Genomic DNA, 22,046 nt, shown 5'->3' on the forward strand with positions numbered 1-22,046 from the left:
CCCATGGGCATGATGGATGGCGGCCCCGTGCGGCTCACCTCTTACGTGGGCGGCAGCACGCTCGCCCATGACGGCGCGGTGCTCGACCTCGTGCGCCCGCAGGACGGCAAGGTGCATGCACATCTCGTGGAAGCGGGCGCGGCGGGCGTGGCCGAGGCGGTCGCCTCCGCCAAGGCGGCCTTCGCCAAGCACCGCAAATCCACCATTGCCCAAAGGGTCGCGTGGCTTAAGGCGGCGCAGGCGACCATTGCGGCGAATGCCGACATGATCGCCGACCTCATCAGCGCGGATGTGGGCAAGCCCATCCGCCTCGCGAAGTTCGAGGCGCGGCGTTCCGCCGAGTTCATCGAGGCCACCGCCAACGCCCTGCCGCACGTGCCGGCGGGCGAGGTGGTTCCGGTGGACGCCACAGCCAATGGGGCGGGCCATTTCGGCTTCACACGGCGCGTGGCCTATGGCGTGGTCGGCGCCATCACGCCCTTCAACGCGCCCGCGAACCTCCTGGTGCAGAAGGTGGCGCCCGCCATCGCCGCCGGAAATGCGGTGGTGGTGAAGCCCGCGCCGTCAGGCACCCGCACGGCGCTTGCCTTCGCGCGGCTGCTGCGCGAGGCGGGCTGGCCCGAGGGCCTGTTCAATGTGGTCACCGGCGACCGCGAGACGGCGCTGGCGCTCGCCGCGCACCCGGACGTGGGCGTGGTGAGCTTCACTGGCGGCACGACCGCCGGCGAGGCACTGGCGCGGGCGGTGGGCGTGCGGAAATTCTGCTCCGAGCTCGGTTCCAACGCGGCGAACCTCGTGCTCGCTGATGCTGACATTCCGGATGCCGCGAAGAAGATCGCCTCCGCTGGCTTCGAGGCCTCGGGTCAGCAATGTATCTCCGCCCAGCGGGTGCTGGTGGACCGCGCCGTCATCGATGCCTTCGCGGAGAAGTTCGTGGCGGCGGCCAAGACGCTCAAGGTGGGTGCGGCGGAGGATCCAGCCACCGACGTCGGCCCCATGGTGCACCGCGCCTCGGCGGACCGCGTCATGTCCATGTGCCGCGACGCGATCGAGAAGGGCGCGCGCTATCTGCTGGAGCCGCGCCAGGAAGACTGCATCCTCTCCCCCGCCATCCTCACCGACGTGCCGAAGTCGGCACGCCTGTGGCAGGAGGAGGTGTTCGGCCCGGTGGCGATCCTCGTGCCGTTCGACGGCATCGACGAGGCGCTGGCGATGGCGAACGATTCCCCCTTCGGCCTCCAGGGCGCGGTGTTCACCTCTTCGCTCGCCTCCGCCATGCGGGTGTCGGAGGATTTCGAGGTGGGCGCGCTCTGGGTGAACGAGGCGAGCCGCTTCCGGCTCGACATGTATCCCTTCGGCGGCATGAAGCTCTCGGGCACTGGCCGCGAGGGCGTGCGCTACGCCATCGAGGAGCTTTCGCAGGTGAAGTTCACGGGCTTCAAGCCGTGAGCGACGCGCTGCTCGGCCTGATCCGCGAGAACGCCACGGCGAGCGCGCCGCGGGTGGTCACCGCCGCCCATTTCGCATCCGCCTCGGCGGGCGCGGCGGCGTTTGCGAAGGGCGGAAACGCCTTTGATGCGGCGCTTGCCGCCTGCTTCATGGACACCATCACCTTGCCCATGAAGTGCGGCCTGTTCGGCGACCTTGTGGCGCTGGTGCGCCGCGCGGGCGGGCCGTTTGAGGCGCTGGTGAGCGTCGGCGCGGGCTGCCTCGCGCTGGGCGAAGGCGCGACGCTGGAGCGGGTCGGCCCGCGCTCCGTCGGCGTGCCCGGCGCGCCTCATGGATACAAGCTGCTGCACGAATACGCCCGCCTCGACCTCCCGACGCTCATCGCTCCGGCGGTTGGCGCGGCAGATGCGGGCGTGCCCTGGAGCCGCGTCTCGCGCTCCTATGTGGTGGAGGCGAAGGACCTCCTCGCCAAGCTCAGCCCCACCAATCCCTATGCCCCCGGCGGCGTGATCCCGGAGTTGGGCGAGACCCGCCGCATGCCGGGCCTCGGCCGCCTGCTGGAAGCCTTCGCCCAGCACGGCGAAGCTTTGTTCGAGACCGGGGTCGGCGAGCGGATCATCGATGAATTGGCCCGCCGCGGCGGTATCCTGCGCATGGCGGATTTCGCCCAGCGCCCCGGCCAGAGACTTGCGCCGGAGGTGCGGGAGATCGCGCCCGGCTGCGTTCTTGCCGCGACCCCGTTTCCGACCCATGGCCCCCGCCTCATCTCGGCTGCCACCGACGTGCTCGCTGGCACCGCCTCCGCCCTCGATGCGGTGCGCGCCACCCGCGCGGCGGCGAAGCGCGAGGGCCGCGAGCATCTGGATGGCGGCACCACGCTGGTCACCGCGGCGGATGCGGAGGGCAATGTGGTGGTGGTGCTCCACTCCAATTCCTTCCCGCAATTCGCCTCCGGCATCGTCATGGATGACGGGCTGATCCTGAACAACCGCCCCGGCCGTGGCTTCGACCTCACCGCGCCCGAAGGCGCCGCGAACGCGCCCGCCGCCGGCAAGGTGCCGTGGACCACGGTGCATGCCTGGATGATGGAGCGCGACGGTGCCCGCATCGTCGGCGCGACGCCCGGCGGGGTGAACCAAATGCCCTGGAACGTGCAGATGGTGACGGAACTCGCGCGGGGCGCCGCCCCCGATGCCGCCGTCACCGCGCCGCGCTGGGCGCTGGATGCGCAGGACGTGCTGTCCGCCGAGCCCGACGCGCTGCCGGACGGCGTTGCGCCGGACAAGGCGGTGGGTGCGCTCGCCCTGCGCTCCTGCCAGCAGATCATCGCGCTGTCGGAGGAGGGCGGGTTGCACCTTGCCGCCGCCGATCCGCGCACCGGCTGCGCCGCCATCGGCGTCTATTGAGGGGCTCATGAAAGTCGGCATCATCGGCTATGGCGCCATGGGCGCCGCGCTCCGGGAGACGCTGGAGGAGGGCGGCGCGAAGATCGTCGCCGCGCTTGGCCGGGAGGCTTCGCTGGAGACGGCGAAGGCGGCCCTGCCGGACGATGTCACCGTCACCGCTGATTTCGCCGCTTTCGCCGCGACACGCCCGGACGTGATGGTGGAATGCGCCGGCCATGAGGGGCTGCGGCAGCATGGGCCGCGCGCGCTCGCCGCCGGCTTCGATCTGGTGATCGCCTCTGTCGGCGCTCTGGCCGATGCCCCCACCGAGGCTGCATTGCGCGAAGCCGCCGCGAAGGGCGGGCGCCTCGTCATTCCAGCGGGTGCGCTGGCGGGGCTCGATGCCCTCTCGGCGGCGCGCCGCGCGGGGCTGGACGAGGTGCGCTACGTCTCCCGCAAGGCGCCCCGTGCGTGGCGCGGCACGGCGGCGGAGACCATGGTGGATCTCGACGGCGTCACCGCGCCTACCATCTTCTTCGAAGGCACCGCCCGGGAAGCGGCTTTGGCCTTTCCCCAGAACGCCAATGTGGTGGCGGCGGCGTCCCTCGCCGGCCTCGGCTTCGACGCCACGCAGGTGGCGCTGATGGCGGACCCGACGGTCACCGGCAACCGGCATCTTCTGGAAGCGCGCGGCGCCTTCGGGGAGCTTTCCATCTCGGTGCTTGCCCGCACCTTGCCGGCCAATCCCAAGACCTCCTGGCTCGCGCCGCTGAGCCTTGCGCGGGCGGTCCTGAATCTCCACGAGCGGGTGGTGGTCTGACGGTGACCTGAGGAACTGCTCGGACGGGTTTTCACCTCTCCCCGAGGGGGAGAGGTCGGCTGCGCAGCGGCCGGGTGAGGGGGCTCCGGCGGATCAGAACTTGAGAGGATGGTTCCCCCTCACCCCAACCCTCTCCCCCGCGGGGAGAGGGAGAATACGGCTCCGCTGGTGCGCGCCTAAGGGAGGGACGTGGATGCCCGGGACAAGCCCGGGCATGACCACCATTTCCGCCTTCGGAAATGTGCACCGCACGCGTCGGCTGCCTTCCATCGAGGCAGGGCAAAACCGCCTCCTGTATCCAGAAATAGCGCTTTTACGAGCAACCCGAACGCATTGCGCTTTCGTTGCGCTGCAACGATTCTGCTGCCTAAGAATGCTGCAGTTGCACAAGCATTGATCTGGATCAAAAATTACGCGCGACCTATTGATCCGACCCGGCAAGTTTGTAAGTATCCTTACATTCTCGGGCCAAGAGGGCCGGTGTTGTGAGGGTGTGGTGATGAAGGCGGTGGATCGGGTCATCGTGGCGGGTTGCGGACCGGTGGGAGCCGTCATGGCGCTCGCTCTCGTGCGCAAGGGAATCCCGGTCACGGTCATCGAGGCGGATGCCGAGCCGAAGATGGATCAGCGCGCCGCGACGGTGCATCCCCCGACGGTGGAGATGCTGGCCGAGCTCGACCTCCTGGACGATGCGTTCGAGACCGGCCTCCAGTCCCCCATCTTCCATTTCCGCGACCGCACCAATGGCGATCTGGTCGCCATCTTCGACGTCGACGTGCTGAAGGGGCGGGTGGCCTATCCCTTCGTGCTCCAGTGGGAGCAGTACAAGCTGGTGCGCGCCGTCATGAAGCGGCTGGAGAACGAGCCGCTGGCGGACGTGCGCTTCTCCACCCGCCTCAGCGATCTCGGCCAGACCGAGGACAAGGTGGAGGCGACCGTCGTCAACGCGGCGGGCGAGACCGAAATCATCCAGGCCCGCTACATCATCGGCACCGATGGCGGGCGCTCCACCGTGCGCCGCCTCGCGGAGATCGAGTTCGAAGGCTTCACCTGGCAGGAGCGCTTCATCAAGATCGGCACGCAGTTCGACTTCATCAGCGCGGGCACCGGCTACTGCACCCGCAACTATTTCTCCGATCCCGACGAGTGGCTGAACCTGTTCAAGGTGAAGGGCGAGGACGAGACGGGCGTGTGGCGCGGCATCTTCCCCGTGCCGGCCGACGAGCCCGACGATGCGGCCATGAGCGTGGAAGGCGTGCAGCGCCGGCTCCAGGGCCTGTTCCCGAAGGCGGGCGATTACGACATCGCCTATCACGCGCTCTATGCCGTGCATCAGCGCGTCGCCGCCACCTTCAACAAGGGCCGCGTCCTCCTCGCCGGTGACAGCGCCCACGTGAACAACCCCATCGGCGGCATGGGCATGAATGGCGGCATCCACGACGCCATGAACCTTGCCGAGAAGCTCTCGGACGTGTGGTTCGGCCGGGCCCAGCCGGACGTGTTCGACCGCTACACCCGCCAGCGCCGGAAGGCGCAGGTGGACTTCGTCCAGGCGCAGACCATCCAGAACAAGAAGTCGCTGGAGGAGCGCGATCCGGTGTTGCGCGCCCAGCATCTCGACCGGCTGCGCAAGACCTCCGAGGACTTGGAACTGCACAAGAAGTTCCTCTACCGCTCCTCGCTGTTCGACAGCCTCAACGAGGCCAATGCGGTTCTCTGACCGGGAGAAGGGGTACCCCCTCTCCCCGACGGGGAGAGGGCCGGGGTGAGGGGGAGCCACTCTCTCAAGTCCTAAACCGCCGGAGCCCCCTCACCCGGCTGCTGCGCAGCCGACCTCTCCCCCTCGGGGAGAGGTGTGAAGACTATGCGCCCTCCGGCTGGTCGGAGCGGCACACGAACGAAGGCACGGGACATGTCGGCAGACGCTGACCCAAATGGCTGGATCGGAGCGCGCCTCCTGCGAAAGGAAGACGCGCGGCACCTGATCGGCGCCTCCACCTTTACGGCGGATGTGCGCGTGCCCGGCCTCATGGAAGTGGCCTTCGTGCGCAGCCAGTTTGCGCACGGCACCCTGTCCGGCATCGAGAAGCCGGAAGGGCTCGAGGCGCGCGTCTTTAGCGCCGCCGATTTCCCGGATCTCAAATCCATCGACGGCGGCCCGGAACTGCCCTCCTTCCGCACCGCGCCCTACCATGCCTTCGCGCGGGAAAAAGTGCATTTCGTCGGCCAGATCATCGCCGCCTGCATCGCCCCCACGCGGGGCAAGGCGGAGGACATCGCCGACCAGGTGTTCGCCGACATCGACGCCTTGCCCGCCGTGGTGGACACGGTGGAGGCGCTGAAACCCGGCGCGGCGATCCTGCACGACGGCTTCGCCGACAATGCCTTCATCCATGCCACCGTGAGCGAGGGCGACATCGAGGCGGTGGCCGCGACCGCGCCCGTTTCCATGCGGCGCACCTTCCGCATGAACCGGCAGGCGACCGTGCCCCTCGAAGGGCGCGGCGTGCTCGCTTATTGGGACCATCGCTTGGACGAGCTGGTGGTCTATCTCTCCACCCAGGGCGCGCACATGATGCGCCTCGGCCTGTGCCTCGCGCTCGGCCTGCCCGAGCACAAGATGCGGGTGATCGCGCCTGACGTGGGCGGTGGCTTCGGCGGCAAGAACCGGCTGATGCCGGAGGAGGTGGCGATCTGCGCCATCGCCCTGAAGACCGGCAAGCCGGTGCGCTGGATCGAGGACCGCCGCGAGCACCTCATCGCCTCGGTGCATTGCCGCGAGCATCACTACGACATCACGCTCTATGCGGAGCGCGACGGGCGCATCCTCGGCCTGAAGGGCGAGGTGCATATCGATGCCGGCGCCTATTCGCTGTGGCCCTCCGGCCCGTTCATGGAAGCCAGCATGGCGGCCCGCAACCTGCCGGGCCCCTACCAGATGCAGGCGCTGCATGTGGAGACCCACACGGTCGCTACCTCCAAGTCGCCCATGGGGCCCTATCGCGGCGTGGCGCGCCCCGGCGCCTGCTTCGCCATCGAGCGGGCGGTGGACGAACTGGCACATGAGCTCGGCCTGGAGCCGGCGGACGTGCGCCGCATCAACCTTGTGGCCTCCGAGCAGATGCCCTACCGCACCATCGGCGGCATGCGTCTCGACAGCGGCGATTATCCCAAGGCCCTCTCCATCGTCCGCGAGATGGTGGACCTCGCCGCCCTGCGCCGGCGCCAGATGGAGGGAGAGGCCGATGGGCGGCGCATCGGTGTCGGCTTCGCCGTCTATACCGAGCAGAGCGGGCACGGCGCGGCCGAATGGATGAAGCGCAAGTCGCGCATCGTCCCCGGCTATGAGAGCGCCACCGCACGCATGCTGCCGGATGGGACCATGCTCCTGCTGGTGGGCATCCAGAATCACGGCCAGGGCCTTGAGACCACGCTTGCGCAGATCGCGGCGCAGGAAATCACCGTCGATCCCGCCAATATCTCCGTGCGCTATGGCGACACGGCGCTGACCCCCTTCGGCTTCGGCACCTTTGCCTCGCGCAGCATCGTCTTCTCCGGTGGCGCGGTGGCCCGGGCGACGCGCGCGCTTGCCGACAAGGCGCGGCGCATCGGCGCCCACCTGATGCAGATCGAGTTCGAGCAGACCCATCTCGCCGACGGCGCGGTGCACGGCCCTGCGGGCAAGGTGAGCCTCGCCGAGATCGCCCGCGCCGCCAATGTGCGCCAGGAATTCCTGCCCGCAGGCATGCCGCCGCTCCTCGAGGAGACGGCCACCTACGAACCGGAGGAATCCGGGGGCTTTTTCTCCTACGGCGCCCATGCCGCCGTGGTGGCGGTGGATCCGGAGACCGGCGTCACCTCCATCCTCGACTACGCCATCGCGGAGGATTGCGGCACCATGATCAACCCCATGATCGTGGATGGCCAGATCATCGGCGGCGTCGCCCAGGGCATCGGCACGGCGCTCTATGAAGAGATGCCCTATGACGAGAGCGGCCAGCCGCTCGCCACCACGTTCGGCGACTACATGCTGCCCTGCGCGCCCGAGCTGCCGGCGCTGCGCATCCACCACCTCATCACCCCCGCGCACGGCACAGAATATGGCGTGAAGGGCATGGGGGAGGGCGGGGCCATCGCGCCGCCTGCCGCCATCGCCAATGCGGTGTGCGACGCGCTGCGCGACACCGGCGCCCGCATCTGGGAAACCCCGCTCACCCCGCGCCGCGTCTCTGACGCTGTGGCCGAAGCGATGGGAGAGCCGGCATGAAGCCCGCCGCCATCGACTATGCCCGCCCCAAGGATCTCGCCGAGGCGTGCGCGATGCTGAACGAGGCCGGTGATGCCGCCATGATGGTGGCGGGCGGCCAGTCGCTCGTGCCCATGATGAGCCTGCGCCTCACCGCCTTCGAGACCCTGCTGGATGTCTCCCGCCTCGAGGCCCTGAAGCGCACCGAGGATGAAGGCAGCCATGTCTTCCTCGGCGCCGCCACCACCCATGCCATGATCGAGGATGGCAAGGTGCCGGACCCCTCGCAGGGGCTGATGTCGCGGGTGGCCTCCAAGATCGCCTATCGGGCGGTGCGCAACATGGGCACCATCGGCGGCTCGGTGGCGCTGGCGGACCCCGCCGCCGACTGGCCCTGCGGCCTCATCGCGCTCGAAGCTGAGGTGATCCTCGCCGGCCCGGACGGGGAGCGCGCCTTGCCGGCGGACGGCTTCTTCCTCGGGCCCTACGAGACCGCGCGCGAGCCGAACGAGATCATCGTCGGGTTCCGTATCCCGAAGCTGCCGCCCGCCGCCCGCTGGGGCACCTTCAAGGTGGCTCGCAAGAGCGGCGCCTTCTCGGATTCCCTCGCCATCGCGGTGCTGCCGGGCGACGGCTCGGCGCGGGTCGCGCTCACCGGAACCACGGCCCATGCGGGCCTGCTGGTGCGCGCCTCCGAAGCGCTTCCCTCCGGCAATGTCGCGGCGCTGCGCGAAGCCGCCCGCGCGGACATCGCCGAGCTCGACCCGGATGCGGACGCCTATCGCGTGCGCTGCCACCTCGCCACCGTCACCCGTGCCGCCGCGGAGGCGCTCTCATGACCGCCCTCACCTTCACCCTTAACGGCGAGGAGACGACCGAGGCGGTGGAGCCGCGCGAGATCCTCGCCGACGTGCTGCGCGACCGCCTGCGCCTCACCGGCACGCATCTGGGCTGCGAGCACGGCGCCTGCGGTGCCTGCACCGTGACCATAGATGGCGTGCCCGCCCGCTCCTGCATCGTCCTTGCCGTTATGTGCGACGGCAAGAGCGTGGAGACCATCGAGGGCACCCGCGACGACGCGGCCATGAACGTCATCCGCCGGCACTTTCATGAGCAGCATGCCCTCCAGTGCGGCTTCTGCACGCCGGGCATGCTGATGGCTGCACGGGACATCATCGCCCGCCACGGCCAGCCCGACGAGGCGACGGTGCGCCGGGAGCTGTCCGGCCAGGTGTGCCGCTGCACCGGCTACATGGGCATCGTCGCCGCCATCCGCTCCGCCGCCGCCGAACTCCATCCGGAGGCCGCGGCACGTCCCATGCATACGGTTTCATCCTTGGCTTGAAGGGTAGGTTTCTCCCATGCGTCTCGATGCTTATACGCACCTGTTCCCGCCGGCTTACTTCAAGCGGATCCAGGACCACATCACCAACAGGGATGTTGTGAAGCGCTGGCTCAACCTGCCGACCTTGTGGGACGTGGAAGCGCGCCTGCGCATGATCGACAGCTTCGGCGACTACCAGCAGGTGCTCGCCAATTCCATGCCGGCGGTGGAGTTCTTCGCCGGCCCGGACGTGGCCCCCGAGCTGGCGCGCATCGCCAATGACGGCTTCGCCGAGCTGATCGCCAAGCACCCCGACCATTTCCCCGCCTTCGTGGCCTCGGTCGCCATGAACAATGCCGAGGAAGCGGTGAAGGAGATCGACCGCGCCGTGGGCCAGCTGGGCGCCAAGGGCATCCAGATCTTCACCAACGTGAACGGCCGCCCCCTCGATGACGAGGAATTCTACCCGGTCTTCGAGCGCATGGCGCACCACGATCTGCCCATCTGGCTGCATCCGAGCCGCGGGCAGGACTTCTCCGACTACAAGTCCGAGCAGAAGTCCAAGTACGAGATCTGGTGGACTTTCGGCTGGCCCTACGAGACCAGCGCCGCCATGTCCCGCATCGTCTTCTCCAGGATCCTGGAGAAGCTGCCGAACCTGAAGGTCATCACCCACCATATGGGCGCGATGATCCCGTTCTTCGACGGCCGCGTGGGCCCCGGCTGGGACCAGCTCGGCTCGCGCACCGGCGACGAGGACTATGAGGGCCTGCTTAAGTCCATGAAGAAGCGGCCCATCGATTACTTCAAGATGTTCTATGCCGACACGGCGCTGTTCGGCTCGGTCGCCGGCACCCGCTGCGGCCTCGAATTCTTCGACATCGACCAGATCGTCTTCGCCTCCGACTGCCCGTTCGATCCGGAGGGCGGCTACCAGTTCATCCGCGAGACCCTGGCGGTTCTCGACAAGATGGACTTCACGAAGGAGCAGCGGGACAAGGTCATGGGCGGCAATCTGCGGCGCATGATGAAGATGGCTTGACCCATGGGGCTTCGGCCCCATGCTTCGGAAACGATCCGGGACAAGGTTCGTAGAAGATATGACTTCCAGGACTCTCGAACTTCTACTTCAGAAGAGATGGGGATCAACATGACCAACGACACGACATCGATTGCGTCCGGTCTGAGCCGGCGCACACTGCTGCGGGCGGGTGCGGCCCTGGGTGCGGCTGGCATCATCGGCATGCCGCACATCGCCAAGGCGGCGGACACCGTCCGCTTCAGCCTGGAATTCCGCATCTATGGCGGCAACGCGCCGTTCTTCTATGGCGTGGAGAAGGGCTTCTTCAAGGACCAGGGCATCGACATCCAGCTCGACGGCTCCGCCGGCTCGGGCGAGGCGGTGCGGCGCATCGCGGCCGGCACCCACGAGTTCGGCACCGCCGATGCGGCGACCGTGGTGGAGTTCGTCGGCCGCAATCCCAATGTCGGGCTGAAGTCCACCATGATGGTGTTCGACAACTTCCCGGCGGTGATCCTCAGCCTCAAGCGCAAGCCGCTCACCAAGATGGAGCAGCTTGTGGGCGCGAAGATCGGGGTGGGGGCGTCCTCCGCCGCCACCAAGATCCTCCCTGCGCTGCTCAAGGCCCACAATATCGACCCGAACAAGATCAACTTCGTGAACATCGACGTGAAGCTGCGCGACACCATGCTGCTGAAGGGCGAAGTGGATGCCGTGATCGCGTTCGACTACACGGCCATCTTCAACCTCATGGAGAGCGGCGTGAAGCAGGAGGATATCGTTCTCCTGTACTACTCGGAGAACGGCTTCGCCTTCCCCGGCAACTCCCTCGTCGCCTCCAAGGCCATGATGGAGACCAAGCCCGACCTCACCAAGCGCCTTGCCAAGGCCATCGCCCGCTGCTGGGTGGAAGGCAACAAGGACCGGGAAGGCTGCATCGCCGCCGTCACCAAGCGCGAGCGCCTGCTCGATCCCACCGTGGAACTGGCGCGCCTCAACTTCGTCTACCAGAAGCACGTGCTCACGAAGAACGTCCTGGCCAACGGCCTCGGCGCCATCACCCAGGGGCGCCTCAAGGCGGGCATGGACATCCTCTCGGAGAGCCTTGAGCTCACCCCGCCCCCCACCGTGGCGCAGGTCTACGACGACCAGTTCCTGCCCCCCATAGAAGACCGGCGGTTCTCCTGATGCTGGCATTCACCGCACCTCCCCTCTCCGCGCAGCCGGCCGCTCCCCTCGGGGAGCCGGCCGGCGGCACCGGCGCGTTCGTCAAGCTCGACGGCGTGAGCCTGTCCTATGGTGGTGGCCCGGAGGGGACGAAAGCTCTCTCCAACACCCACATGTCCATCGAGAAGGGCCACTTCATCGCGGTGGTCGGCCCTTCCGGCTGCGGCAAGTCCTCGCTGATGAAGCTGGTGACCGGCCTGATGCCCCCCACCGAAGGCACGGTCTCGGTGGGTGGGACGAAGGTGAACGGCCCGCTCAAGATCGTCGGCATGGCGTTCCAGAACCCGACTTTGCTGCCCTGGCGCCCGCTTCTGTCCAATGTGATGCTGCCGCTCGAGATCGTGCAGCCGCACCGCTCGCGCCTGCGTTCCAACAAGGCGGAATATCTGAAGAAGGCGCGGGCGCTGCTGGAGACGGTGGGCCTTGCCGAGTTCGAGCAGAAATTCCCCTGGATGCTCTCCGGCGGCATGCAGCAGCGCGCGAACCTGTGCCGCTCGCTGATCCACGACCCGGACCTCTTGATGCTGGACGAGCCGTTCGGCGCGCTCGACGCCTTCACCCGCGAAGAGCTCTGGGGCGTGCTGCAGGAGGTGTGGATGGAGCGCCGCTTCACCTGCATCCTCGTCACCCACGATCTGCGTGAGGCGGCCTACCTTGCCGACACCATCTATGTGATGAGCGCGCGCCCCGGCACCATCATCGCCAAGCACGAGGTGGACCTGCCGCGCATGCGCACGGTGGACACCACCTTCGAGCCCCGCTTCGTGGACCTCGTGCACACCATCCGCAGCGAAATCGCCCAGGTGCGCAACGAGGCGAAGCGGGCCGCCAAGGAAACCGCCGCCCAGGCAAAGGCCTCCTGACATGACCCGACAAGCTCAGAAACGACTGGAACAGGTCGCCCCCTGGATCGTCACCATCGGCCTCCTCGTCGTGTGGCAGGCGGTGGTGGTGGTGTTCAAGATCGAACCCTTCCTGATGCCCTCGCCCACCGCCATCTTCGCGGCCTTCCTGCAGTATCAGGATTCCATCCTGTACCATGCGTGGCACACCATGGTCTCCACACTGCTGGGCTTCGCGCTCGGCATCGTGGTGGGCGTGCTGCTCGGCATCTGCATCGGATCCTCGCGGCTCGTCTATGCCGGGCTCTATCCGGTGCTGATCGGCTTCAACTCGGTGCCGAAGGTGGCCACCGTGCCGATCCTGGTGCTGTGGCTGGGTATCGGCCAGCCGACCGCGGTGGCGACCGCCTTCCTGCTCTGCTTCTTCCCCATCGCGGTGAACGTGGCCACGGGCCTTGCCACCGTGGAGCCGGAGCTGGAGGACGTGCTGCGCTCGCTCGGCGCCTCGCGCACCGACATCCTGCTGAAGGTGGGCTTGCCGCGCGCCATGCCGTATTTCTTCGCCTCCCTGAAGGTGGCGATCACGCTGGCCTTCGTCGGCGCGGTCATTGCCGAGACCTTGGCATCGAACGACGGCATCGGCTATCTGATGATTCAGGCGTCCTCCCAGTTCCGGGTGCCGCTGATGTTCGCGGGGCTCGCGGTCATCGCCGCCATGGGCGTGGTGACGTACCTCATCTTCGCCTTCATCGAGCGGCGCATGACGGGCTGGGCGGTGCGCGGGCAGAATGCGAGCCTTGGGGGTGGCGGATGACGGCTCCCCCGAGATCGGGACGCGGGCAACGGGGGCAGCGGGCGCAGAGGATGGTGGAAGACGCGGCGGAGTTGATGACCGGGACGGAGGTGACCGAGCCGGTCGCCGGCCTGTTCTCCCTCTGGGCGCGTCCCGGCTTCCTGGTGCGCCGGCTGCACCAGATCTCGGTCGCCGTCTTCATGGAGGGAATGGCCGAACTGGAGATCACCCCGCTCCAGTTCGGCGCGCTCTCCATCGTCGCGCTCAGCCCCGGCATCGAGCAGGCAGCGGTGGGCACCGAGCTCGGCGTCGACCGGGCCAACAATGCCGACGTGCTGAACCGGCTGGAAAAAGGCGGCCTCATCGCCCGCCATACGGCGCCCCATGACAGGCGCACCAAGAAGGTCTATCTCACCGCGCGCGGGCGGGACATGGTGCTCAGCGCCAACGAACGCTTCGCGGATATCCAGAAGCGGTTCCTCGGCCCGCTCTCTGCGGCGGAGAAGAAGATCTTCCTTGCCTTGCTGTCCAAGCTGATCGAGGAGAACAACTCGCTGGGCCGCACGGTCCTGCGTTTCGCGGAACGATAAAAAAAGCGGCTCATGGGTCAGGAAGCGGTCAGGGACGGCGGTCACCGCCGGGACGCGAGCGTCGTCGCTCTGGTGAGCGCGGCGCATTTCGTCAGCCATTACTACATGCTGCTGCTGCCGCCGATATTCCTGGCGGTGCAGGCGGACTACAAGGTCTCCTTCACCGAGCTGGGCCTCGCCCTCGGCGCGTTCAACCTCGTCACGGTCATCTTCCAGGTGCCGGTGGGCATGCTCGCCGATGCCTGGAGCGCGCGAGGCGTGTTCCTGCTGGGCCTTCTCATCGGCGCGGCTTCGGTGCTCGGCGCCGCGCTCGCGCCCACCTTCCTCGGGCTCATTGGCGCGTTCGCGGTCATGGGGCTCGCCAACACGGCCTATCATCCGGCGGCCTACGGCATCCTCGCCTATCGCATCGCCCCCGCCCGGCTCGGCTATGCCTTTTCCGTGCACACCTTCGCGGGCTTCCTCGGCGGCGCCTGCGCGCCCGTCACCCTCATCGTGCTGGAGCACCAGCTCGGCTGGCGCGGCGCGCTCATGTGCGCCGCCGGCCTCGGTGTTGTGGTGGCCCTGATCCTCCTCGCCGGCTGGTCGCTGCTGCGCGATCGGGATGTGGGGCCGAAGGTGGTTTCCCACACCGGGCCGACGCGCATCTGGTCGGCGGAGGTGGTGCGCAACGTGTTCGTCTTCTCCTGCCTCGCCGCCGCCAATTCCGGCGTCCAGGGCTATACGGTGGTGGCGCTGGCGAGCGCGTGGGGGGTGCCTGTTCTCGCCGGCGCGGCGGCGATCTCCAGCTATCTCTTTCTTCTCACGGTGGGCGTGCTGGTCGGCGGCTGGGTGGCGGAGCGCTTCCCCCGGCACGATCTGGTGATGGCGGTGGGGCTCGGCGTCTCGGGTCTCGCGCTCGCCGGGGTCGGGCTCCTGCGGCTCGACGCGACGGCGCTTCTGGTGGTGTGTGGGCTGGGCGGCTTCACCAACGGGCTGGTCCTGCCCTCGCGGGACCTGATCGTGAAGGCAGCGACCCCGCCCGGCGCTTTCGGCCGGGTGTTCGCCATCGTCACCACGGGCTTCAGCATCGGCAACATGTTCGCGCCCTTCGTCTTCGGGCTGCTCATGGACCATGACGCGCCGCGCGGCGTGTTCCTGGCGGTGGCCGCCTTCACCCTGGGCGCGATCCTGCTCAGCGTGGTGGGACGGCCGAGCCGCACGCCGCCCGGCCGCGAGGCGCCGGTCATGGCGCTGGATTGACTTAACGCTCCGCCGTCATGCCCGGGCTTGACCCGGGCATCCACGCCTTGCCCTTCGCCCGAGCCTAGCGGAGCCCCGTGGATGGCCGGGTCAAGCCCGGCCATGACGGTTCGCTATATTGAGCCGGGGTAGGCGGCACTTCCCCCTCAGTTCGGCTTGGCGCCGGGGAACCATTCCACATGGGTCTCGCCGGTGCGGCCGTAATAGACGGCGCGACGGCCGGCCAGCGAAACCAGATAGGCGACGCAGCCCGCCGCCGCGATGCGGGCGCAGAATTCGCGGTACTTGATCTGTCCGGCCTGGACCGCCCGCACCGCCCGCTCGACGCCCTCGGCGGAGAAACCTTCGGCCGGCACCGCGCCCACCTCGTGGGCCGCCACCACGTGGGAGGCGCCGGAGGGCAGGTAATAGGTCTTCTCATTCCGCTGGAGGTCGGCGTGATAGCGCTCGATGCCGGCTTCCATGAGCTGCGCCACCACTTCGGGGAAGGTGACGCGCTCGGCGTCCGAATCGCGGGTGGCGGCCTCCATCGCCGCGGTCACATGCGGTTCCATGGGTCTCTCCAGTTGGTGAGGGTCAGTCCACCGGCACGGCGCGCAGGCCGTGGCGGCGGACGATGTCCTTGAGCACACTTTCAATGACGGTCCGCGCCGCCGGGTCGAGATGGCCGAAGAAGTCGGCGTCGTTGGCATCGGCCTCGGCGGAGAGCGCGGGCACCAGCGCCCGGCCCTTGGGCGTCAGGGCCAGCGCCTGATAGCGGCGGTCCAATGTGGTGGCGCTGCGGGTGAGGAGGTCCTTGGCCAATAGCCGGTCAACCAGCTTGGTGATGGCCCCGCGCGTCATGCCCAGCCGCTCCGCCACCTCGCTCGGGGCCGTGGCCTCCCGGTCATAAAGATCGCGCAGCACCACCCATTCCGCCACCGTCGTGTCCTGCTCCTGAAGACGCATGCGGAAGGCGTGGGAGACCTGGTTCGAGACGAAGCGGAGCCAGTAGCCGAGATGGGTCTCAAGCGGGCTGACGGACGCAGTGTCGAGCATGATGAGCCTCGTGATTGACTAGGAAACTATCTCATATGGTTTCTATGTCAACTATTTCCTGCGGCGCTCCGCGCATTGACGCCAAGCTGCAGCCGGCGCGAAGCTCGCGCCATGGAAATCCTTGGCCGCATCTTGGCTTATCTGCTGTCGGTGGGCGTGGTGGGCGGCATGGTCTATGCGGCCATCGCCTTCGGTGCCCGGGCCAAGGCGCTGAAGGCGGCCGGCTGGCGGGCGGTGCCGGGAACCGTCGTCCGCCCGGCGCGGCCCTCAGCCCTTGGCACGCTCGGTGGCGGCGTGCGCTATCGCTATGCGGTGGAAGGGCGCGCCTATGAGAGCGGGCGCGTGCGGCTGCTGGATTGGCCGGCCTTCCTCTGGCCCGATGCCGAGGCGGTGCAAAACCGGCTCGCGGCGGCGGACGCCGTGGAGGTGAAGGTCAATCCGGCCTATGCCGAGGACGCCGCCCTCGATCTCGCCGCGCCGCCCCGGGCCTTCGGCTGGACAGGGGTCGGCGTCACGCTCGCCTGCTTGCTTCTTCTAGGCCTGCGGCGGCTGATCTAATAGCCGAGGAAGCGCACGCCGGCGCCCACGCACACCGCCGCGAGCACGGCGAAGAAGTCGCTCTTCAGGAATTTGGCGGCCACCAATGCCGCCAGAAGCCCCAGCGCCATGGCGAGGTCGCCATGGGCGGCGGCGGGCGCGATGATGGCGATGAGCACCGCGCCGGGCAGGCACTCCAGGATCCTGCGCACCCGCGGCGTCAGCGGGATGAAGCGCATGACCATAAAGCCGGCCGTGCGGTTGAACAGGGTGGCGACCGCCATCACCACGATGCCGATGAGGGTGCCGGGATCGACGAGGCTAGTCATCGGTGAAGCCCCCGGCGATGGCGCCCGAGAGCGCGCCGATGAAGATGAACCACCAGCCCGGCACGAGGAAGGACGCGCCCACCGACACCACCGCCGCCACGCCCCAGCCCACCAGCTCGCGCCGCCCGCGCCAGTTGGGCACCAGCATGGCGATGAAGAAGGCCGGCACCACGAGGTCGATGGCCACCGCCTTGGGGTCCGGCAGGCCGCCGCCGATCACCTGCCCCGCCACCGAGGAGAGTGTCCACATCACCCAGGTGAAGGCGCCAGAGCCGACGAAGAAGCCCACATCCCGTCCGCCCTGCGTGTAATAGCGCATGGTGGCCGCCCAGTTGTTGTCGGCGAGGAAGAACAGCGTCGGGTAGGATTTGTAGGGCGGAAGCGGGCCGAGCCAGGGGCGCATGGAGGCGGCCATCAGCAGATGGCGCATGTTCACCGTGAAGGTGAGGAGGGCGAGGGCGAACAGCCCGCCCACCGTCCAGTTGGTGGTCCAGCCCTCCAGCGCGATCATCTGGGCGAGGCCGGCGAAGATGAGGCCGCTGGAGAGGGCGGCTTCCAGCGCGGAAAAGCCCTTCTGCGCCGCCGCCGCGCCGAAGGCGAGGCCGAACAGGCACATGCCCGGCATCATGGGCACCATGACCCGCGCGCCTTCGAAGAAGCCGGCGCGGGTGAAGCGGACGCGGGATGAGGAAGTGTCGTCCATGGCCTTTGGGGGAAGCGAGTTTTCCCGCTTATGCAACAGGGCCGGGCGCCCACCAACCCGATTTGCGCATGACGCCGGGGCGAGCTACGCCGCCAGTGCGGGGGAGAGGATGTCCTCCAATCCCTCGTCCCAGGGCGGCACGGAGCCATAGAGCGCCGCCAGATGGTCGATGAACACCCGCACCTTCTGGGGCAGGAAGCGGCGGGAGGGATAGACCGCGAACACGCCCACGCGGCTCGACGCATGGAAGGCCGGCAGCACCACCTTCAGCGCCCCATTGCGCAGTTCCGGCCCCACATCCCATGTGGAGCGCAGCGCGATCCCCACCCCGGCGAGGACCGCCGCGCGGACCACCTCGTTGGAATTGGTGCGCAGCGCCGAATGGACCCGCTGGGTCACCGGCCCTTCGGGGCCTTCCAGCCGCCAGGGGTCCTGGCTGTGGGTGGCAAGCAGGCGGTGGCTGGCGAGATCCTCGAAGCTTTTGGGCTCTCCCGCCTCCGCCAGATATGCGGGGGTGGCGCACAGGACGCGATGGACCGGGGCGAGGCGGCGGGCGACGAGGCTCGAATCCGAGAGGTCGGCGATGCGCACCGCAAGGTCGAAGCCCTCGCCCACAATGTCCACGAAGGCGTCGGAGAGTTCGAGGTCCACGGTCAGGTCCGGGTTCGCCTCCAGGAGCGGGCCAAGATGGGGCGCGATATGCAGCCGGCCGAAGGAGGTGGGCGCCGCCACCCGCAAGAGCCCCCGCGCCTCCGAGGAGCGGCGGGACAATTGGCTCTCCGCCTCCTCGATGGAGGAGAGGATGGAGACGACGCGCTCATAGAAGCCCTGGCCCGCCTCGGTCAGCGTCACCTTCCGCGTGGTGCGCTGGAACAGCCGCGCGCCGAGCCGCTCTTCCAGCCGCTGCACGCGCTTCGACACCACGGGTGGGGACAGGCCCAGCTCCCGCCCCGCGGCCGAGAGGCTGCCGGCGGTGACGATGCGCGCGAAGATCTCCAGATCCCCCAGGTTGCCGAGCATGGGCCGGCTTTCCGGCACGGAGCGGCGGGGGGAGGGGCGGGGGGTGTCGCGGCGCATTGTTTCCATGGGCGGGATGATTTTTAGCCGAACTGGAAATAATCCGCGACAGCTTTCCCATCTGGAACGATTATAGTCCTCGCAAGGGAAACGCTTAACGCCAGGACAAAGCCGCAATGAGCCTCAGGCTTCCGGCACCGGACGAGGGCACGCTCGCACGGCGGGCGCAGATCATCGCCGACCTCAATGCCATCGTGCCCGGAGAGGGTGTCATCTCCCGCGAGCGCGAGATGAAGCCGTATGAGTCCGACGGCGTCACGGCCTATAAACAGCTGCCCCTCGTGGTGGTGCTGCCCGAGACCACGGACCAGGTCCGCCGCGTCCTGAAATACTGCCACGACCATGGCGTGCGCGTGGTGCCGCGCGGCGCGGGAACCTCGCTCTCCGGCGGCGCCCTGCCGCTTCAGGACGGCGTGCTGCTCGCCATGGGCAAGTTCAACAAGGTGCTGGAGATCGACTACGCCAACCGCTGCGCCGTGGTGCAGCCGGGCGTGACCAATCTCGGCATCACCAAGGCGGTGGAGCACGAAGGCTTCTATTACGCGCCCGATCCCTCCTCCCAGATCGCCTGCACCATCGGCGGGAATGTGGGGGAGAATTCCGGCGGTGTTCACACGCTGAAATACGGCCTCACCACCAACAATGTGCTCGGCGTCGAGATCGTCCTCATAAACGGCGACGTGGTCCGGCTCGGCGGCAAGCATCTTGATGCGGGCGGGCTGGACCTTCTCGCCGTCGTCATCGGCTCCGAGGGGCTGCTGGGCGTCGTCACCGAGGTGACGGTGCGCCTCTTGAAGAAGCCGGATATTGCCCGCGCGGTGTTGGTGGGCTTTCCCACCTCCGAGGATGCGGGCGACTGCGTCGCCAAGATCATCGGCGCCGGCATCATCCCCGGCGGCATCGAGATGATGGACCGCGACGCCATCGCCGCCGCCGAAGCCTTCGTGAAGGTGGGCTACCCGCTGGACGTGGAAGCGCTCCTCATCGTGGAGCTGGACGGGCCGGAAGCGGAGTGCGCCCATCTCCTGGAAGAGGTGCGCAAGATCGCGGAGGGGTGCAATTCCTCCACGCTCCGTGTCTCCCAGACCGAGGAGGAGCGCCTCGGCTTCTGGGCCGGGCGCAAGGCGGCCTTCCCGGCGGTGGGGCGCCTCTCGCCCGATTATCTGTGCATGGACGGCACCATCCCGCGCAAGCAATTGCCTCTGGTGCTCTCCCGCATGCGCGAGATGTCCACGCAATACGGCCTGCGCGTCGCCAACGTGTTCCATGCGGGCGACGGAAACCTGCACCCGCTGATCCTCTACGATGCCAATGAGCCGGGCCAGATGGATGCCGCCGAGGCGTTCGGTGCCGACATCCTGAGGCTCTGCGTCGAGGTGGGCGGCGTGCTCACGGGCGAGCATGGCGTGGGCGTCGAGAAGCGCGACCTCATGCCGGTCATGTTCAACGAAGTGGACCTCGCCCAGCAGCAGCGCCTGAAATGCGCCTTCGACGACCAGGGCCTGCTCAATCCCGGCAAGGTGTTCCCGACGCTCCGCCGCTGCGCCGAGCTGGGGCGCATGCATGTGAGCGGCGGGCAGCTGCCCTTTCCCGATCTTCCGCGCTTCTGAGCCTCGCTGCGATGCTGTTCAGGAAGGACGTGCTCGAAGGAATAGGGGACGGCCGCGTGACGCTGGCCTTCCGCCGCTGGCGCCGCCCCACGGTGCGCGCGGGCGGCACGCTGCGCACGCCCGTCGGGCTTCTGGCCATCACCGATGTTTCGGTTCTCGCGCCGGAGGCGATCTCCGAGGCGGAGGCGCGGCGGGCGGGCCATGGGGATCGGCAGGCGCTGCTCGCCACGCTGGGCGGAGAGGGAGACCTCTACCGCATCGCCTTCCAGCGGGCCGGCGCGGACCCGCGCGCCACGCTGCACGATGAAGCCCCCGGGCCGGAGGTGGTCGGGCAGCTCACGCAGCGGCTGGAGCGGTTCGACCGGGCGTCGCCCTGGACGCGGGACACCCTGCTCCTGATCGCCCGGAAACCGGGTGTGCGCGCCGCGGCGCTGGCGGCCGAGCTGGGCCGGGAGACCGCCCCGTTCAAGCGGGACGTGCTCAAATTGAAGGAACTCGGCCTGACCGAGAGCCTGGAGGTGGGTTACCGCCTCTCGGTGCGCGGCCGGGCATATGTGGAGCGGGTGATGGGGATCGAAGCGTGACGGAACTGCTTTGCCCGCGCGATGAGGCCGAACTGGCGGAGGCCGTGACCTCCGTGCTCGCGGACGGCGTGACGCTGGACGTGGTGGGGCGCGGCACCCGGCGCGGCATCGGCCGCTCGGCCCAGACCGACCGCACCCTGGATGTCTCGGCGCTGTCCGGCGTGACCCTCTACGAGCCGGAGGAGCTGGTGCTCTCCGCCAGGGCGGCGACGCCCATGGCGGAGATCGAGGCCCTTCTGGCGCAGAACAACCAGATGCTGGCCTTCGAGCCCATGGATACCGGCCCGCTCCTGGGCGAGGCCGCGGGCGGGGGCAGCCTTGGCGGTATGTTCGCCTGCAATCTCTCCGGCCCGCGCCGCCTCAGCCATGGCGCCGCCCGCGACCATGCGCTGGGCGCCCGCGCCGTCTCGGGGCGGGGCGAGGTGTTCAAGTCCGGCGGGCGGGTGATGAAGAACGTCACCGGCTACGACCTGCCGCGCCTGCTGGCGGGCTCCCACGGCACGCTGGCGGTTCTGAGCGAGGTGACGCTGAAGGTGCTGCCGCGCCCGGCTACGCAGGAGACGCTGCTGGTGTTCGGCCTCGATGCGGCGTCTTCCGCGCGGGCCATGAGCGCGGCCATGGGCTCCTCCTGCGAGGTCTCCGGCGCGGCGACGCTGCCGGCCTCGGTGGTGCGCCGGCGCGAGGAAGTGCCTGCCGATGTGTCCGTGGTCGCCTTCCGGCTGGAGGGCTTCGAGCCTTCGGTGCGGGCGCGCCGGGCCATGCTGATCTCGGTGATGACGCCGTTCGGCGCGGTGGAAGTGCTGGAGGAGCCGGCCTCCCGCGCCTTCTGGACCATGGTGCGCGATGCGTTGCCCTTCGCGGGCACCGGGGAGCGTGCCGTGTGGCGTATCTCCACCGCCCCCATGGCCGGGCCACCTCTGGCGCACGCGCTGACACAAGCCCTCGGTGCGGAGGCCTATTGCGACTGGGCGGGCGGCCTTCTCTGGGTGCTCATGCCCGGCGCGGCGGCGCAGGCCGACGAGGTGCGCGCCGCGCTCCGCCCCCATGGCGGCCACGCCACCCTCATCCGCGCCACGGCCGCGGAACGGGCGGGCGCTGTGTTCCAGCCCATGGACTTCGCCCTTGATGCCCTGACACGGAGGGTGAAGGCGAGCTTCGATCCCAAGGGCGTGCTCAATCCGGGGCGGATGTATGCGGGGATGTGAGATGATGCCCGGCAGCGGGAAGAA

General features: G+C 68.5%; 22 protein-coding genes. 17 read left to right on the top strand and 5 right to left on the bottom strand.

Going from position 1 to position 22,046, the window contains the following annotated elements; translation table 11 throughout:
- Nucleotides 1–3: 3 nt before the first annotated feature.
- The 13 genes from ABLE91_RS11965 (at nucleotide 4) to ABLE91_RS12025 (ending at nucleotide 14,939) form a co-directional block, all read left to right on the top strand.
- Nucleotides 4–1,449, top strand: coding sequence for an aldehyde dehydrogenase family protein (locus ABLE91_RS11965; RefSeq protein WP_348931044.1), 1,446 nt, complete (start codon nucleotides 4–6; stop codon nucleotides 1,447–1,449).
- Nucleotides 1,446–2,855 (top strand): gamma-glutamyltransferase, encoded by a 1,410-nt coding sequence (locus tag ABLE91_RS11970; RefSeq protein WP_348931045.1) that lies wholly within the window; start codon nucleotides 1,446–1,448, stop codon nucleotides 2,853–2,855. The genes ABLE91_RS11965 and ABLE91_RS11970 overlap by 4 nt, the downstream gene beginning before the upstream one ends.
- Before the next feature lie 7 nt (nucleotides 2,856–2,862).
- Nucleotides 2,863–3,654, top strand: coding sequence for an aspartate dehydrogenase (locus tag ABLE91_RS11975; protein ID WP_348931046.1), 792 nt, complete (start codon nucleotides 2,863–2,865; stop codon nucleotides 3,652–3,654).
- Between the two features lie 499 nt (nucleotides 3,655–4,153).
- A complete protein-coding gene (locus ABLE91_RS11980) occupies nucleotides 4,154–5,374 on the top strand; it encodes an FAD-dependent oxidoreductase (RefSeq protein ID WP_348931047.1) in 1,221 nt (406 codons plus the stop codon).
- A 192-nt stretch (nucleotides 5,375–5,566) separates the two neighbouring features.
- Nucleotides 5,567–7,921 (top strand): xanthine dehydrogenase family protein molybdopterin-binding subunit, encoded by a 2,355-nt coding sequence (locus tag ABLE91_RS11985; RefSeq protein ID WP_348931048.1) that lies wholly within the window; start codon nucleotides 5,567–5,569, stop codon nucleotides 7,919–7,921.
- The gene (locus ABLE91_RS11990) at nucleotides 7,918–8,739 is read left to right on the top strand and encodes an FAD binding domain-containing protein (RefSeq protein ID WP_348931049.1); all 822 of its coding nucleotides are present in this window, start codon (nucleotides 7,918–7,920) and stop codon (nucleotides 8,737–8,739) included. The genes ABLE91_RS11985 and ABLE91_RS11990 overlap by 4 nt, the downstream gene beginning before the upstream one ends.
- Complete coding sequence (locus tag ABLE91_RS11995) at nucleotides 8,736–9,245, top strand: (2Fe-2S)-binding protein (protein ID WP_348931050.1); 510 nt, start codon at nucleotides 8,736–8,738, stop codon at nucleotides 9,243–9,245. Before ABLE91_RS11990 ends, ABLE91_RS11995 begins: the two co-directional genes overlap by 4 nt.
- A gap of 16 nt (nucleotides 9,246–9,261) precedes the next feature.
- A complete protein-coding gene (locus tag ABLE91_RS12000; RefSeq protein WP_348931051.1) occupies nucleotides 9,262–10,266 on the top strand; it encodes an amidohydrolase family protein in 1,005 nt (334 codons plus the stop codon).
- A gap of 108 nt (nucleotides 10,267–10,374) precedes the next feature.
- Complete coding sequence (locus tag ABLE91_RS12005; RefSeq protein ID WP_348931052.1) at nucleotides 10,375–11,433, top strand: ABC transporter substrate-binding protein; 1,059 nt, start codon at nucleotides 10,375–10,377, stop codon at nucleotides 11,431–11,433.
- Nucleotides 11,433–12,335 carry an ABC transporter ATP-binding protein gene (locus tag ABLE91_RS12010; RefSeq protein ID WP_348931053.1) on the top strand — a complete coding sequence of 301 codons (903 nt, stop codon included), beginning with the start codon at nucleotides 11,433–11,435 and terminating at the stop codon, nucleotides 12,333–12,335. The genes ABLE91_RS12005 and ABLE91_RS12010 overlap by 1 nt, the downstream gene beginning before the upstream one ends.
- 1 nt (nucleotide 12,336) lies before the next feature.
- Entirely contained in the window at nucleotides 12,337–13,128 is a 792-nt protein-coding gene (locus ABLE91_RS12015; protein ID WP_348931054.1) for an ABC transporter permease, read from the top strand.
- A 74-nt stretch (nucleotides 13,129–13,202) separates the two neighbouring features.
- Nucleotides 13,203–13,697 carry a MarR family winged helix-turn-helix transcriptional regulator gene (locus tag ABLE91_RS12020; protein WP_348931055.1) on the top strand — a complete coding sequence of 165 codons (495 nt, stop codon included), beginning with the start codon at nucleotides 13,203–13,205 and terminating at the stop codon, nucleotides 13,695–13,697.
- Between the two features lie 12 nt (nucleotides 13,698–13,709).
- A complete protein-coding gene (locus tag ABLE91_RS12025; RefSeq protein WP_348931056.1) occupies nucleotides 13,710–14,939 on the top strand; it encodes an MFS transporter in 1,230 nt (409 codons plus the stop codon).
- A 146-nt stretch (nucleotides 14,940–15,085) separates the two neighbouring features.
- Here the strand turns inward: ABLE91_RS12025 and ABLE91_RS12030 are convergent, their stop codons facing one another.
- Together ABLE91_RS12030 and ABLE91_RS12035 are read right to left on the bottom strand one after the other, a co-directional pair.
- Nucleotides 15,086–15,493: a DUF1398 domain-containing protein gene (locus tag ABLE91_RS12030; RefSeq protein ID WP_348931057.1), complete on the bottom strand. Its 408-nt coding sequence runs from the start codon at nucleotides 15,491–15,493 to the stop codon at nucleotides 15,086–15,088.
- 22 nt (nucleotides 15,494–15,515) lie between these two features.
- Nucleotides 15,516–15,977, bottom strand: a complete 462-nt coding sequence (locus ABLE91_RS12035; RefSeq protein ID WP_348931058.1) for a MarR family winged helix-turn-helix transcriptional regulator — start codon at nucleotides 15,975–15,977, stop codon at nucleotides 15,516–15,518.
- 111 nt (nucleotides 15,978–16,088) lie between these two features.
- Here ABLE91_RS12035 and ABLE91_RS12040 point away from each other — a divergent pair, with 111 nt between their 5' ends.
- Nucleotides 16,089–16,535 (top strand): DUF3592 domain-containing protein, encoded by a 447-nt coding sequence (locus tag ABLE91_RS12040; RefSeq protein WP_348931059.1) that lies wholly within the window; start codon nucleotides 16,089–16,091, stop codon nucleotides 16,533–16,535.
- Here the strand turns inward: ABLE91_RS12040 and ABLE91_RS12045 are convergent.
- From ABLE91_RS12045 to ABLE91_RS12055, 3 genes are all read right to left on the bottom strand, one after another.
- On the bottom strand, nucleotides 16,532–16,843 hold the full coding sequence (locus tag ABLE91_RS12045) for a branched-chain amino acid transport AzlD family protein (RefSeq protein WP_348931060.1): 312 nt from the start codon (nucleotides 16,841–16,843) through the stop codon (nucleotides 16,532–16,534). The two genes, ABLE91_RS12040 and ABLE91_RS12045, sit on opposite strands and share 4 nt — an antisense overlap.
- Complete coding sequence (locus ABLE91_RS12050) at nucleotides 16,836–17,546, bottom strand: AzlC family ABC transporter permease (RefSeq protein WP_348931061.1); 711 nt, start codon at nucleotides 17,544–17,546, stop codon at nucleotides 16,836–16,838. The genes ABLE91_RS12045 and ABLE91_RS12050 overlap by 8 nt, the downstream gene beginning before the upstream one ends.
- An 84-nt stretch (nucleotides 17,547–17,630) precedes the next feature.
- The gene (locus ABLE91_RS12055) at nucleotides 17,631–18,566 is read right to left on the bottom strand and encodes a LysR family transcriptional regulator (RefSeq protein WP_348931207.1); all 936 of its coding nucleotides are present in this window, start codon (nucleotides 18,564–18,566) and stop codon (nucleotides 17,631–17,633) included.
- Between the two features lie 173 nt (nucleotides 18,567–18,739).
- Between ABLE91_RS12055 and ABLE91_RS12060 the strand changes: the two genes are divergently transcribed.
- Genes ABLE91_RS12060 through glcE form a run of 3 tightly spaced genes read left to right on the top strand, consistent with a single transcriptional unit; the run spans nucleotide 18,740 to nucleotide 22,022 of the window.
- Nucleotides 18,740–20,233 (top strand): FAD-linked oxidase C-terminal domain-containing protein, encoded by a 1,494-nt coding sequence (locus ABLE91_RS12060; protein WP_348931062.1) that lies wholly within the window; start codon nucleotides 18,740–18,742, stop codon nucleotides 20,231–20,233.
- A gap of 11 nt (nucleotides 20,234–20,244) precedes the next feature.
- On the top strand, nucleotides 20,245–20,817 hold the full coding sequence (locus ABLE91_RS12065) for a hypothetical protein (protein ID WP_348931063.1): 573 nt from the start codon (nucleotides 20,245–20,247) through the stop codon (nucleotides 20,815–20,817).
- Nucleotides 20,814–22,022, top strand: a complete 1,209-nt coding sequence (glcE, locus tag ABLE91_RS12070) for a glycolate oxidase subunit GlcE (RefSeq protein WP_348931064.1) — start codon at nucleotides 20,814–20,816, stop codon at nucleotides 22,020–22,022. Before ABLE91_RS12065 ends, glcE begins: the two co-directional genes overlap by 4 nt.
- The last annotated feature ends 24 nt before the right edge of the window (nucleotides 22,023–22,046 follow it).

The organism is Aquabacter albus, from assembly GCF_040049275.1.
In the GTDB taxonomy this organism is placed as follows: Bacteria; Pseudomonadota; Alphaproteobacteria; order Rhizobiales; family Xanthobacteraceae; genus Aquabacter.